Source organism: Solirubrobacter pauli, assembly GCF_003633755.1.
In the GTDB taxonomy this organism is placed as follows: domain Bacteria; phylum Actinomycetota; class Thermoleophilia; order Solirubrobacterales; family Solirubrobacteraceae; genus Solirubrobacter; species Solirubrobacter pauli.
This window is the reverse complement of record NZ_RBIL01000002.1, coordinates 1,998,990-2,011,588: the sequence shown is the minus strand read 5'-3', so window position 1 is coordinate 2,011,588 and position 12,599 is coordinate 1,998,990. Positions and strand designations below refer to the sequence as shown.

The 12,599-nt window shown below is 72.3% G+C and carries 11 protein-coding genes and 2 tRNA genes; 6 read left to right on the top strand and 7 right to left on the bottom strand.

Going from position 1 to position 12,599, the window contains the following annotated elements:
- Nucleotides 1–4: 4 nt before the first annotated feature.
- Nucleotides 5–955: an NAD-dependent epimerase/dehydratase family protein gene (locus tag C8N24_RS29005; protein WP_121256792.1), complete on the bottom strand. Its 951-nt coding sequence runs from the start codon at nt 953–955 to the stop codon at nt 5–7.
- Between the two features lie 143 nt (nt 956–1,098).
- Here C8N24_RS29005 and C8N24_RS29000 point away from each other — a divergent pair, with 143 nt between their 5' ends.
- Nucleotides 1,099–2,604: an Nramp family divalent metal transporter gene (locus tag C8N24_RS29000; protein WP_147448037.1), complete on the top strand. Its 1,506-nt coding sequence runs from the start codon at nt 1,099–1,101 to the stop codon at nt 2,602–2,604.
- A 225-nt stretch (nt 2,605–2,829) separates the two neighbouring features.
- Nucleotides 2,830–3,870, top strand: a complete 1,041-nt coding sequence (locus C8N24_RS34840) for a hypothetical protein (protein WP_211340173.1) — start codon at nt 2,830–2,832, stop codon at nt 3,868–3,870.
- A 46-nt stretch (nt 3,871–3,916) separates the two neighbouring features.
- On the opposite strand, the gene C8N24_RS28990 is transcribed toward C8N24_RS34840, so the two are convergent.
- Nucleotides 3,917–3,987 (bottom strand) — tRNA-Cys (locus tag C8N24_RS28990).
- A 66-nt stretch (nt 3,988–4,053) separates the two neighbouring features.
- Here C8N24_RS28990 and C8N24_RS28985 point away from each other — a divergent pair.
- Both C8N24_RS28985 and C8N24_RS28980 read left to right on the top strand, forming a co-directional pair.
- A tRNA-Val gene (locus tag C8N24_RS28985) sits at nt 4,054–4,127 on the top strand.
- 104 nt (nt 4,128–4,231) lie between these two features.
- A complete protein-coding gene (locus C8N24_RS28980; protein WP_170179497.1) occupies nt 4,232–5,821 on the top strand; it encodes a virginiamycin B lyase family protein in 1,590 nt (529 codons plus the stop codon).
- Nucleotides 5,822–5,868: 47 nt separating this feature from the next.
- On the opposite strand, the gene C8N24_RS28975 is transcribed toward C8N24_RS28980, so the two are convergent.
- Nucleotides 5,869–7,947 carry an alpha/beta hydrolase domain-containing protein gene (locus tag C8N24_RS28975; protein WP_147448036.1) on the bottom strand — a complete coding sequence of 693 codons (2,079 nt, stop codon included), beginning with the start codon at nt 7,945–7,947 and terminating at the stop codon, nt 5,869–5,871.
- Between the two features lie 176 nt (nt 7,948–8,123).
- Between C8N24_RS28975 and C8N24_RS28970 the strand changes: the two genes are divergently transcribed.
- Together C8N24_RS28970 and C8N24_RS28965 are read left to right on the top strand one after the other, a co-directional pair.
- Nucleotides 8,124–8,792 carry a hypothetical protein gene (locus C8N24_RS28970; protein WP_121256780.1) on the top strand — a complete coding sequence of 223 codons (669 nt, stop codon included), beginning with the start codon at nt 8,124–8,126 and terminating at the stop codon, nt 8,790–8,792.
- 21 nt (nt 8,793–8,813) lie between these two features.
- Entirely contained in the window at nt 8,814–9,794 is a 981-nt protein-coding gene (locus C8N24_RS28965; RefSeq protein WP_121256777.1) for a hypothetical protein, read from the top strand.
- On the opposite strand, the gene C8N24_RS28960 is transcribed toward C8N24_RS28965, so the two are convergent.
- The 4 genes from C8N24_RS28960 to C8N24_RS28945 are packed head-to-tail and all read right to left on the bottom strand — an operon-like array spanning nt 9,791 to nt 12,587.
- The gene (locus C8N24_RS28960; protein ID WP_147448035.1) at nt 9,791–10,771 is read right to left on the bottom strand and encodes a hypothetical protein; all 981 of its coding nucleotides are present in this window, start codon (nt 10,769–10,771) and stop codon (nt 9,791–9,793) included. The genes C8N24_RS28965 and C8N24_RS28960 overlap by 4 nt on opposite strands.
- Nucleotides 10,772–10,796: 25 nt before the next feature.
- A complete protein-coding gene (locus tag C8N24_RS28955; protein WP_121256770.1) occupies nt 10,797–11,483 on the bottom strand; it encodes an SDR family NAD(P)-dependent oxidoreductase in 687 nt (228 codons plus the stop codon).
- A complete protein-coding gene (locus C8N24_RS28950) occupies nt 11,470–12,201 on the bottom strand; it encodes an LLM class flavin-dependent oxidoreductase (RefSeq protein ID WP_121256767.1) in 732 nt (243 codons plus the stop codon). The genes C8N24_RS28955 and C8N24_RS28950 overlap by 14 nt, the downstream gene beginning before the upstream one ends.
- Nucleotides 12,198–12,587 (bottom strand): hypothetical protein, encoded by a 390-nt coding sequence (locus C8N24_RS28945; RefSeq protein ID WP_121256764.1) that lies wholly within the window; start codon nt 12,585–12,587, stop codon nt 12,198–12,200. The genes C8N24_RS28950 and C8N24_RS28945 overlap by 4 nt, the downstream gene beginning before the upstream one ends.
- Between the last annotated feature and the right edge of the window lie 12 nt (nt 12,588–12,599).

The window sequence follows — 12,599 nt, the reverse complement described above, 5'->3', positions numbered from 1 at the left end:
CTCCTCAACCGCGCAGCGCGGCCCGGCCGCGCTGCACGCTGGTCTCACCCCGCGCGAGCCGCTCGCGCGGGGCGTCGAGCAGCGTGCCGTCCTCGGCCAGGTAGTCACGCCAGGAGTGCGCCGGCCGGTAGCCGAACAGCCGCTCGGCCTTCGCGTAAGAGATCCCGCCCGCGTCCTCGCGCGCGAGCTCGGCGACCGTGACCCCCTCACCGAAGTGGTGGGCGACCAGCTCGCGCAGGGGGCGTCCCGCGCCGTTGTCCGCGGACACGACGTAGGCCGTCTCGTGCCCGGTCGTCGCGCTCTCCGCGGCGAGGCGGAGGCCGTGGGCGAGGTCGTAGACGTCGATGTAGGACCAGAACGAGACGCTCGGCTCCGAGCCCAGCGGGTCGCTGAGCCACGGCCGGAGGGAGCGCTCGTAGTTGCCCTCCCACTGCACCCAGGAGGGGCGGATGGACACGGCGGTGACGTCCGAGCGGGCGACCAACGCGTCCATCAGCTGCTCGCCGAACACCTTCGCGAGCGCGTACGGGTCCTGCGGGCGGCTCTCGAGCGTCTCGTCGATCGGTGCGACCGGCGCATGGAACGGGCGCTCGGCGAACGCCATCCCGGTCACGGTCTCGCTGGAGACGTGCACGACGCGGTCGACGCCCATGCGCACTGCGGCCTCCGCGACGTTGAAGGTCGCGAGCACGTTGTTGCGGAACACGGTCGCGGGTGGGTTGCGGGTCGGCTCGGGGAGCGCAGCGCAGTGGATGACGACGTCGGCGCCGCGCACGACCGCGAACGCGTCGCCGGCGTCGGTGAGGTCGGCCTGCACGTAGTGGGCGCTGAGCTCGCCGCCTTCGTAGACGGGCGGCGCGAGATCGCACCCGACCACCTGATGGCCTGCGGAGAGGAGCTCGTGGACCGTCGCCGCACCCACCTTCCCGAGCGCGCCGGTGACCAAGATCTGCATCCGCGCTTGTTACCAGACCGGGCGTCAACCGGGAGAGCCCGATCCGCAGCTGAACGTTTGACCTTTTCGCGGTTCGGCAACTAACCCATGTGTCCGATGACACAAGGCCGCGGCCGGGCAGGGTCGTAGGGGAGAGTGAGGACATGGCTGGAACCGTGGGACGCGGAACCGAGACCGAGACCACCCGCACGGGTGGTCGCTTCGACCGGGGAGAAGCGCCGGCCGGCGAGGCGCAGTACGCGCCGGAAGCGCGCTCGGGCGTGCTTCCGCCGATGGAATACGCCGACATGCCGGAGCCCTTGCCGCTGCGCAAGGTCCTCGGGCCGAGCGTGATCCTGGCGGGCGTCGGCGTCGGCTCGGGCGAGTACATCCTGTGGCCGTACATCTCGACGAACGCCGGCATCGGGTTCCTCTGGCTCGCCGTCGTGGGCGTCACGTTGCAGTACTTCCTCAACATGGAGATCGAGCGGTACACGCTCGCCACGGGGGAGACCGCGATCGCCGGCTTCGCGCGCTACTGGAAGCCGTGGGGGCTGATCTTCTGCGTCGGCGCGATCGTGCCGAACATCTGGCCCGGCTGGGGCACGGCGGGCGCGACCACCTTCACGTACCTGGTGGGAGGCAACCCGACGACGATCGCGATCATCGTCTGCATAGCCATCGCCATCGCGTTGACGACCTCGCCCGTCGTCTACAAAGCGCTCGAGACGGCGGAGTTCTTCAAGATCGGCCTGACGATCGTGTTCCTGGCGATCGCCGTGATCGCCGCGATCCCGCTGTCCGCGTGGGGTGACCTGAGCGACAACGCCGGCAACCTCGGCAGGCTGCCGATGGACGACGTCGAGATCGCCGTGCTGCTCGCCGGCCTCGTGTTCGCGGGCGCGGGCGGCGCGAACAACCTCGTGCAGTCGAACTGGATCCGCGAGAAGGGCTTCGGCATGGGCAAGTACGTGCCGAAGATCCAGTCGCCGCTGACCGGCGAGCCGGAGCCGCAGCCGTCGACCGGCACGATGATGCGCCAGGACGAGGAGAACATCCGGCGCTGGAAGGGCTGGTGGAAGGTCGCCAACCGGGAGCAGCTCGTCTCCTTCTGGGCGATCTGCCTCGCCTCGATCATCACCTTCAGCGTGCTGGCCTACTCCACGGTCGGCAACCAGCAGCTGTCCGACTCCCCCGACTTCGACTTCATCAAGGGCGAGGGCGAGATCCTCAAGGACGTCGTGGGGCCGTGGTTCGGCACGTTCTTCTGGATCTTCGGCACCGTGTCGCTGATGCTCGTGGCGCTCGGCGTCGTCGACTACGTCGCGCGGGTCGTCTCCGACGTCCTCAAGACGCTGCACCTGCGCGACAACGAGAACCTGAGCGAGTCCAAGCTCTACACGTTCGTCGTGTGGGGCATGTGCGCCGCCGGCGTGTGCGTCCTGCTGTCGGGCATGGACCAGCCGCTCGTCCTGCTCGTGCTGTCCGCGTGCCTGAACGGCATCGTGATGTTCGTGTACTCGTGCCTGCTGATCAAGCTCAACCGCAACGGGCTGCCGTCGGCGATCCGCGTGCGCGGCGCGCGCCTGGGCGTGCTGATGTTCTGCGTCGCGTTCTACGGGTTCTTCGCCGGCTGGTACGTCATCGTCCAGATGGGAGAGTTGTTCTGATGCTCGCGCGCAGGGTCTTCGCCCGGTTCGTCGTGTTCGTCGCGGCCTTCACCGTCCTCTACGTGCTCGCCTGGCTGCTGGGGGTGTTGAGCACCTAACCGTTCGTATGGACAAGTGGCCGAGTTGACCTGCGGCCCGTCGCCGTCCATCTTGTCCGGACACAGACGGGACCCGCAGGGAGGCGCGGCCAGCTTGTCAGCACGAACTTTCACCATCAAGGCGGTTGTGGCGGCGGTCATCGCGGTGTGCGCGTGGCCGTCGCTGGCGAGCGCGCAGAGCGTCTCGGAGGCGCCCACGGTCTCCGGCTCCGCGATCTCGGGCCAGACCCTGACCGCCAAGGGCGGCAAGGGCACCAACGGCTACTGGTACGGCTACCAGTGGGCGCGCTGCACGAGCACGACCGAGAGCAGCTGCTCGTGGCTGGCGAACGAGAACAGCGCCACGTACGTGCTGGACGGCAGCGACGTGGGCAAGCGCATCCGCGTCGCCTACGTCTCCTTCCGCGCCTGGAACGACTACGCGTACAAGCTCTCGGCCGCGACCGCCGTGGTCGCGGTCCCGACGCCGACCCCTACCCCGACGCCGACGCCGACGCGCACGCCGACCCCGACGCCGACGCCGACGCGCACGCCGACCCCGACGCCGACGCGCACCCCGACGCCGACGCCGACGAAGACGCCGACCCCGACGCCCACCAAGACGCCCACGAAGACCCCGACGCCGGCGCCCACGAAGACCCCGGTCGCCACCGCGACGCCCGTCACCGGCGGCGTCGGCGGCACGGTCGGTGGTGGCGACACGTCCACGCCCGCGCCGCCGCCGCCCGCCCAGACGGTCGAGCCCGTGCCGTTGCCGCCGCCGGGCGAGACCGCGACGGCCCCCGCCGGCGGCGTCCTCGGCGCGACCGACACGCGTAAGCCGAAGATGCTCAAGCCCTTCCCGGTCGTCCGCATCCGCGGCCAGCTGACCTCCACCGGCGCCGACATCGACGTGCTCACCGTCAAGGCCCCGAAGGGCGCGAAGATCGACGTCACCTGCTCCGGCAAGGGCTGCCCCCGCACGTCGGTCGCCAAGGCCACCAAGGTCGTCCACATCACCCAGTTCCAGACGGTCCTGCGCGCCGGCATCAAGCTCCGCGTCGCGGTCTCCAAGCCCGGCTACATCACCAAGGTCACGATCTTCCAGATCCGCAAGGGCAAGGCCCCGCTGCGCACCGACCAGTGCCAGGCGCCGGGCCAGGCCAAGCTGACGCGCTGCCCGAAGTAGCCCCGGAAACGCCGAAGGCCCCGCACGAGCGGGGCCTTCGCCTCAGAGGCGCCGACCGGAATCGAACCGGTGTACACGGCTTTGCAGGCCGCTGCCTAGCCACTCGACCACGGCGCCGGAGTGAGCGCATGATCTTAGCCCGTCGAATCCGCGGTCGTCGTTGCTACTCTGTCGGCCGTCGCGGGGCGATTAGCTCAGTTGGTTAGAGCGCACGCTTGACATGCGTGAGGTCACTGGTTCGAATCCAGTATCGCCCACTCCCAAGACCCGCCCCGGCGGGTCTTCGTCGTTCTGGCCGCATGTTCGGCCATCGCCGGGATCGGCTCAAACGCACCCCGGTGCGGGTCGATGGCGGGGGGACATGCTCCTTCGCCGCAGTCTCGTCGCCGCGCTCGCGGTCCTCGCGCTCGTCCCCGGCGCCGCGCTCGCGCTGCCGCCGGTCGGGAGCGTGACCGAGCTGACCGCGCCCACGTCCGGCTCGCAGAACAGCCCGCTGGCCGTGGGCGCCGACGGGAACGTCTGGTACCCGCGGCTGCTCGACGACCGGATCGTGCGGGTCACGCCGGCCGGCGTCGTGACGGAGTTCCCGGTCACCGCGATGGCGGGGCCGGCCGGGCTCGTCGCCGGGCCCGACGGCCAGCTGTGGTTCGCCGAGACGTCCGGCAACCGGATCGGCCGGATCTCGACCGCGGGCGTGCTGACCGAGTTCGCGCTTCCGACGCCGGGAGCGTGGCCGGCGGTGGTGGCGGTCGGCCCGGACGGGAACCTGTGGTTCACCGAGTACGACGGCGGCAAGATCGGCCGGATCACCCCGGCCGGCGTGATCACCGAGTTCGCGCTGCCGACGCCGGCGGCGCTGCCGTACGGGATCGTGGCGGGGCCTGACGGCGCGCTGTGGTTCACCGAGTACGCCGGCAACACGATCGGCCGGATCACCACGTCCGGGACGATCACCGAGTTCCCGCTGCCCACGGCCGCCGCGCACCCGCTCGCGATCGAGGCCGGCTCGGACGGGGCGCTGTGGTTCACCGAGCCCGGAGCGGCCGCGGTCGGGAGGATCTCCACGAGCGGGACGATCACCGAGTTCCCGGTCCCGACCGCCGGATCAGAGCCGTGGGAGCTGACGAGCGCGGTCGACGGCAACCTGTGGTTCAGCTACGTGGACCAGCCGCTGGTCGGTCGCATCACGCCCGGCGGCGTCGTCACGGAGTTCGCCGTCCCGAGCGGGCCGACCGGCGCGATCGCGTCCGGCCCGGACGGCGCGGTGTGGGTGACGCAGTTCGGCGACGACCGGATCGCGCGCCTGTTCGTGGCCGGCGCCGAGGCGTCCCTCACGGCCGACAACGTCGCGTTCGGCGCGCTCGAGCTGGGCACGGACGCGGTCCGCGCCGTCACCCTGACCAACGCGGGCACGCTCGACCTGCCGGTCGCTTCGGTGGCGCTGACGGGCTCGTCCGCGTTCGCGCTGAGCGGCGCCACGTGCACGGCCCAGACGGTGTTGCGCGGTGGTGAGGCGTGCACGCTGTCGGTGCGGTTCGCGCCGTCGGTGGCCGGCGCGGCCACGGCCACGGTGAGCGCGGCCGGTGCCTCGGTCGCGATCAGCGGGAGCGGGGTCCTGCCGACGCCACCGCCACCGCCCACGCCGGTCCCGCCCGCGCCGGTCCCACCGACGACGACCACCGCGCCGCCCGTGGCCACGCCGGCCGTGCCGTCGGTGCGGAACGTGTCCGTCACCGCCGCCGCGATCAAGCTCAAGATCAGCTGCCCGAGCGCGTGCTCGGGGACGGCCACGGTCAAGCGCGGCGCCACCGTGCTCGGCCGCGCCTCCTTCAAGGCGACGTCCGCCCGGACCGTCACCGTGAAGGTGAAGGCCAAGCGCCGCTCAGGCCGCGTGACGATCACGCTCACGACCCGCGACGGCGCCCGCGTCAGCGTCAGCCGCGTGCTCTGACCCGCGGGCGGGGGCCGCGACGCACGGTCGCGGCCCGCCACCGCACGCTAGGGGTTCGTCGTCGACAGCGTGAACGTCACCGTCTTCGAGTAGGCGCCCGTGCGCAGCGCATCGTTCTTCTTGATCAGCTGCTTGAACGTGGCGACGACCTTCTCGTTGGACGTCGGGCCGGTCCAGGCCGACTTGGCGAGCTCGACGCGGAGCGGCTCGGCGAGCGAGAACGCGCCGTTGGTCAGGAAGCCCGGCGCGGAGACCGAGAGGGCCGCGTCGCCCGCGGTGCTCGTCACGCTGAGGTCGGAGGTCGCCGTGTACTCCTGCTCGACGCCCGGCGTGAAGGTGCCGAACGTGGCCGGCGCGCCGACCGAGAGGGCCAGCGTCGCCGGGACCGCGCCGCCGACCGTGCCGGTGGTGGAGGTGGACGTGGGATTGTCGATCGACGCCTGCAGCAGGGCGATCACCGCGCGCGCCTGACGCAGGACGCCGTCGCGGACGGCCGCGTCGGAGATCCGGCTCGTGGCCTGGGAGGCGATGTCCTCGAGGTAGAAGATCGCCGTGTACTTGTCGTCGGCGGTGCCGTAGGCCTCGGCCTGGGCGGCGGAGGCCTTCAGGCGCGTGCCGACCGCGGCGTCGATGCGCGAGCCGTAGTCGTCGACGAGGTCGCGGATGTCGGTGTACCAGGCGGGGTCACGCGTGAAGTCCTCGACGATGTAGCCCTTCTCGGCGTTCGCGAGGGTCGTCGCGACGACCTTGTCGACGTAGGACTGCACGGTCGGGTAGAGCGTGGCGAGCTGGGCGTCCGTCATCGGCAGCGAGCTGCCGTCGAGGGCGCAGAAGCCGCCGCCGCTGTTGGTGCCGCTGTTGATGCGGATCGCCGCCTCCTGCTGGGACAGGCGGATGCCGCCCTGGGCGAGGCCGAGCGCGTCACGCGTGATCGCGCCGCCCGCCGCGGTGGCGGTGCTGATGACCGGCGCGGACGGCGGCTGGATGCCGTAGGCGACCCAGCGGAAGGTGTGGTCGGTCAGCGCGTTCTGGACCATGTGCTGCGGGATCCGCGAGAGCGACGGCAGCGTGCAGGTCTGCGGCTCGCCCGGGTAGCCGCCGGGGTAAGTGCCGATGTCGCGCTTGCGCAGCGGCCCGTAGTCGGTGATCAGCTTCCAGTCGCCGTGCGACGCGCCGGCGACCTCCCAGTTGCGGAACGTGGGGGAGTCCGCGGCGCGGGCGCCGTTGGCGATGCCGAAGCTCAGGTCGCCCTCGGAGTTGATGCGGAAGACCGGGGTCGGCAGGTCGGTGCGCATCGCGCCGCCACCGCCGTGGAGGATGAACGCGTCGACGATGTTCGCGAGCGGCTGGACCGAGTTCGCGTAGGTGCGCAGGCGGCCCGCCGACTGCGAGTGGCCGGTGGCGATGACGTAGTCGGGCGCGGCGAGCGAGCCGAGCGGGTCGACACCCGCGGCCGGGCTGCGGACGGCCTTGACCGCCTGCGAGAACACGTCGAAGGAGAGCGTGTCGTCGTTGATCGTGTTGGCGGCCGTGAGGTCCAGCGCGCCGTAGCGCGAGGGGCTCCACAGCTTCAGGCCCGTGGCCGAGTGCAGGCCGACGCGCTGCGCGGAGACGCCGACCCAGGCGTAGCCCTCTTCCAGGAGGTGCTCGTGCGTCTGGAACCAGTCGACCTCCTGGTCCCAGTTGTTGCTCACGTTCGTCCACTCGGCGATCACGGTGCCGTTGAACTTGGCGGGCGCGACGGGCCGTCGCACGACGATCCGCGTGCTGTACGGATGCCCGGTGCTCGTGACCGTCGCCGTCGTGTTGCCGTTGGCGTTGTACCGGGTCGCCTGCCCGGAGATGACGTACTCCTCCTCGACGTAGCCCGCCTTGGCGAGGTCGACGTCGGTGGCCAGGAACGGGTAGCCGTGCGCGGCGTCGCCGACGGGCGAGGTGCGGGCGATCGGACCGGTGACCGCCGGCGCCGCGACGGTCGCGCCGGTCGCCGCCGACGGGCGCGGGGCCTCGCCGTTCGGGCCGGGCGGGACGGCGGCGACGGCCGGCGCGGCAAGGCCGGCGGACGCGGTCAGCGCGGCCACCAGGGCCGCGCCGCGCAGACGCCGTTGGACAAGGCGTGCGGACAAGATCTCTCCCACCTCGAAGACTCGGATACGAACCGAGTTCTGCCGTTTGACCGACAAAACTCGAAGCCATCATTCCGCGCGTGGTTACACGTGTCAAGCGATGTGCGACGCGGGCGCTACGACCCTTGTCCGCCGGGCCTTGACGCGCGCCCCCGCGGGCTCCACGCTGCCTCGTGATGCAGCCGGACTTCGTGGCCACGATCGCCGGGGCGCCGGTGGACGCGCCGGAGCCCGTGCTCGCGCCGACCGTCGAGCAGCCCGCCATCCCCGCCCCGCCCACCGCGGAGCAGCCCGTGGCGACGTCGCCACGCGCACGCCGACGCGGCCGCCGCCCGCGCCCCCGACGGGTGATGACGCGCGTGCTGCTCGCGGGCGTCGTCGCCGCGTCGGCGTTCTACGGCGCCGGCACGGGGAGCAACTTGGTGCAGCGCTTGCGCGACGGCGCGAACGTGCGCACCGTTCCGGCCGACGGCCGTTCGCTGCTGCGCGCCGTCGCGCTCGAACGGGCGCTGCGCGCGCTGCCGAGCGGCCGGGTCGAGTCGCTGCGCGTCAGCGCGGACCGGCTCGAGGCCCGTGTCGCGGCCGGCGGTCATGTGCGGCTCGTCCGCGTCACCGACCGCGGCTGGGTAGCCGAGACGCCGACGACCGAGGATCCGACCGGCGCGCCGGTGCAGGTCGACGCCCGCGCGCCCGCCCGGATGGTGCGGACGGTCACGCGCCGCACCGGCCGCGACGCCGCGGGCGTCTCGCACGTCACCCTCGAGACGTCCCGCTGGCAGCTCGTCTTCGAGGACGGCGCGCAGTTCTCGGCGAACGTGCACGGCCGGGACGTGCGCCGCGGCTGACGGGCGCATAGCCTGCCGGGCGTGGCGAACCCACACCGCACACGCGACGGGGCGATCTGGGGCGCGGCCCTGGGCGCGAGCTCCGGCGCGGTGTTGGCCGGGGCGCCCGGGGCGGTCGTCGGCGCGCTCGTCGTCGCCCCCGCCAGCGCGCTCGCCAAGCCCGGTGCGCTGTGGGGGCGGATCCTTTCCAGCACGTTGCTGTGCGCGCTGCTCGGGGCCGCGCTGGGCGTCGCACTGGACCCGCTGCCGGTCGCGATCCTCGTCGGCGCGCTGGCGGGCGCGCTCGGGTTGCGCGTGCTCAAGCTCGCGCTCGGCCTGGCGGTCGGCGTGGCCGTCGGGCTGCTGGTCGACGACGCCGCGCTCGCCGGTGCGCTGACCGCCCTGACCTACCGCTGCCTCGCCGCGATCGCCTACCGCCGGCGTCCGCTGGTCCGGATCATGGCCGAGGCGGTCCCGGCCGACGAGCTGCGCTACGTCGTCCCGTTCGAGGCGCGCACGAGGCGCGTCGGCGCGGACTACGTCGAGCAGCTCGCGCAGCTCGAGGGCGGCACGTTCGTGCGCAACCCGCCCGATGTCGGCATCCTCGCGAGCCTCGAGGCCCTGAACGGCCCGGAGTTCGACGCGGCGCTCGTGCACCCGCGGATCCGCGAGTTCTACGAGCACACGAGCCGCTTCAAGCTCTCGATCGTCCCCGAGTGGCGCACCTGGATGAAGCCCGCGTACGAGCTGTTCAAGCGCGTCGTCGCCGAGCCGCTCGGCCAGGCCGCGATCCCCTCGAACATCGAGGAGGCCCAGCGCGGGATGGTCAGCACGATCGACACGATCTCGTTCGCGGAGGACCAGATCGACATCCGCGGCTGGATCAGGACGTTCGCCGACACCGGCGACCCGATCTACGTCGGCATCTACACCAGCTTCCGCCACGAGGGCCGGGGCTACGTCAGCGTCGGCTTCCCGATCCCGCGCTCGAACTTCACCGCCACGCTCGAGCCGCGCGGCTAGTACAGCCGCTGGTAGGTCGCCCAGATGTTCGCGCCGTAGCCCGTCTCGCGCGGGTTGTTGGCCTCGCCGACCGCCTTCACGAGCTCCTCCTCGGAGGGCTGCGGCGTCTTGGCCAGCTGCGCGTCCACCCGCGCCCGCACCACCGGACCGGCGAGCGCGGTCCCGCCGGAGGAGGTGGCGACGGCGTTCACGCGCGCACCCACGTTGCCCGGCATCAGGTCGACCGCCAGGCGCTGCCACGCCGCGCGGTTCTCGCCCCACTTCTTCGGGTCGCGGATGTAGGACGTCAACGAGCCGACGCCGAGTCCCATCCGGTCGGCCTCGGGGATCTCCTCGGCGGCGGCCTTCGGCGTCTTGGTCTTGCTCAACTCGCCGTGCTTCTCATCGACGGTGCTCTTGAGCGTCACCGCGCCGAACATCGTCTTGACGTGCTCGTCCCCGAGCCCCGTGGCCGTGATCGCCCCCTGCTGGGCCTTGATGAAGTCGTCGGCGCTCGTGCCGGCGTCGGACGCGTTCTTGACCGCGGTGAGCAGCGTCGGGACCGCCTGCACGCGCAGGATCGCGGCGTCGATCTCCTCCTTGGTCAGCTCCGGCTCGGCAAGCTTGCGCAGGGAGCTGTGGCGGCGCAGCGCGTCGAGCGCGTAGGGCATCGTCGCCTGCTCGATCGTCGCCATCGACGCCTTGATGCCCGCGACCGTGTCCAGCGAGGACTCCGTCGGGTTGGGCGCGTCACCGCCGCGGTTGGTCTCCCACACGCCGATGCAGTTGGCGATCCGCGTGGTGAGCTCCTCGGCGGTCGGTAGCGCGGTCGCCTCGGCCGCGGGCGCCGCCTGGCGGGACAGCATCGCGGCGACGCTCGCGTTCCCGGCTGAGCGCTGGAGCTCGAGGACGCCGTCGAAGGGAGTGACCGTCGCGCGGCGCGACAACACGGCAGGTTCGGAGCGCTCGGCAGGCCGCTCCCGCACGGTTCGCCTCATCGCCTCGGAAGTGTGCCGCGTCGCGTCAGGGAAGGCGCCGGGCCTCCGGATCGTGTCCGAGCGCGGACCGTCCGCCGTCCACCGGGAGCACCGCGCCGCTGACGAAGCCCGGGGCGAGCAGCGCGGCGACCACGTCCGCGACCTCCTCCGCCGTGCCGACGCGGCCCAGCGGGTGCAGGCGCTCGAGCTCCTCGGCGAGCTCCGGCCGAGCGTCCGAGCGCGCCGTCGCGATCGAGCCGAGCGCGACCGCGTTGCAGCGGATGCCGCGCGGTCCGTAGTCGACGGCGACCGCGCGCGTGAGCCCCTCGACGGCCGCCTTCGCGACCGCGTACGGCAGTGCGCCGGGCACGGGCCGCGCGGCCTGGTGGGAGGAGACGTTGACGATCGCGCCCGCGCGCCCGTGCTCGAGCCAGTGCCGCACGGCCACGCGGCAGCCCGTCACCGCCAGCGCCAGGTTGGCGGTGATCAGGTCCAGCACCGGCTCCTCGTGCAGCCACGCGTCGCGGAACACCGCCGCGTTGTTGACCCAGCCGGCAAGCGGCGCGACCGCCTCGGCGCGCGTCGCCGCGGCCGTCGCGACCGCCTCGTCGGCGGCGTCGTGGCCGTGCGCGAGGTCGAGCACCTCGACGTGCCCGTCCAGCCGCGCCGCGATCGCGCGCCCGATCCCGCCCGCGCCGCCCGTGACGACGAACGAGCGCTCAGGGGCCGCCATCGATGACGCGTTCGACGTCGGCGCGGTCGGGCTCAGGGCCGAACCCGGTCAGGCACCACGCGGCACCGGCCTCGAACCACGGCGCGGGGTCGACCTCGGGCGGGTTGGTGACGATGATCGGGAAGCCCTCGCCGAGCGTCTCGACCATCGCGCGCACGTCCTCGGGGGACTCCGTCTCGACGGGGAAGAACCCCTGCCAGCGCGCGGCGCGGGCGATCGGCTTCTTGCGTGGCCAGCGCCCGCCGACCCAGACCGGGATGCGCCCGTTCACCGGCCGCGGCTCGAACTCGCCGTCCCAGTAGCGCACGAGCTGCTCGAGCCCGTCGTCGAGCAGCCGGGCGCGCTCGCGCATGTCCGGCTCCTCGCCGAAGCGCTCCGGGTCGAACTCGCCGGTCGTCTCGCTGCCGATCCCGACGCCGAGGACCAGCCGGCCGTTGCTGAGCCGGTCCAGGGACACGGTCTCACGCGCCAGCTGATGCATCCGGCGGCGCGGCAGCGGCGTGATCAGCGGGCCGATCAGCACCCGCTCGGTGACCATGGCCACCGCCGCGAGCGTCACCCACGGGTCGGCCAGCTCGCGCACGGGCGGCTTGTAGGCGATGTGGTCCCAGACGAAGAACCCGTCCCAGCCGTTGGCCTCGGTCCGCTCGGCCAGCTCGGCCACCACACGGGGCTCGGACAGCTCCCCGAACGGTGCGACGAAGATCGCGCGCTTCAAGACGTACCTCCCAGTCGTTCGACATCACGGCGCCACAGCTCCCGCTGCACCTTCCAGCGCAACCACCCGATCATCGATCGGGCGAGCAGGAAGATCAGCGTCGGGAGCAGGATCGCGAGCACGGCGACGTGCTCGATCCGCCGGCCCGAGTTCAGCAGATCCTGCACCGTCGGGCGGATGTCGACTCCGATCACCAGCGCGGCGATGACGCAGCAGTAGATCGTCGTGGCCACCTTGCCGATCGCCGAGAGCCACCGGTTCATGCGCACGAGCGTCTCCCATCGCACGCGGCGAACCGTCAGCTGCTCGAACAGCGTCGCGCGCCGCGTGCCTTCGGGCGAGAGCTTCGCCTCGATGACGTCTCGGGCACGGGCGGCGAGGGGCACGCGCCCGATTAT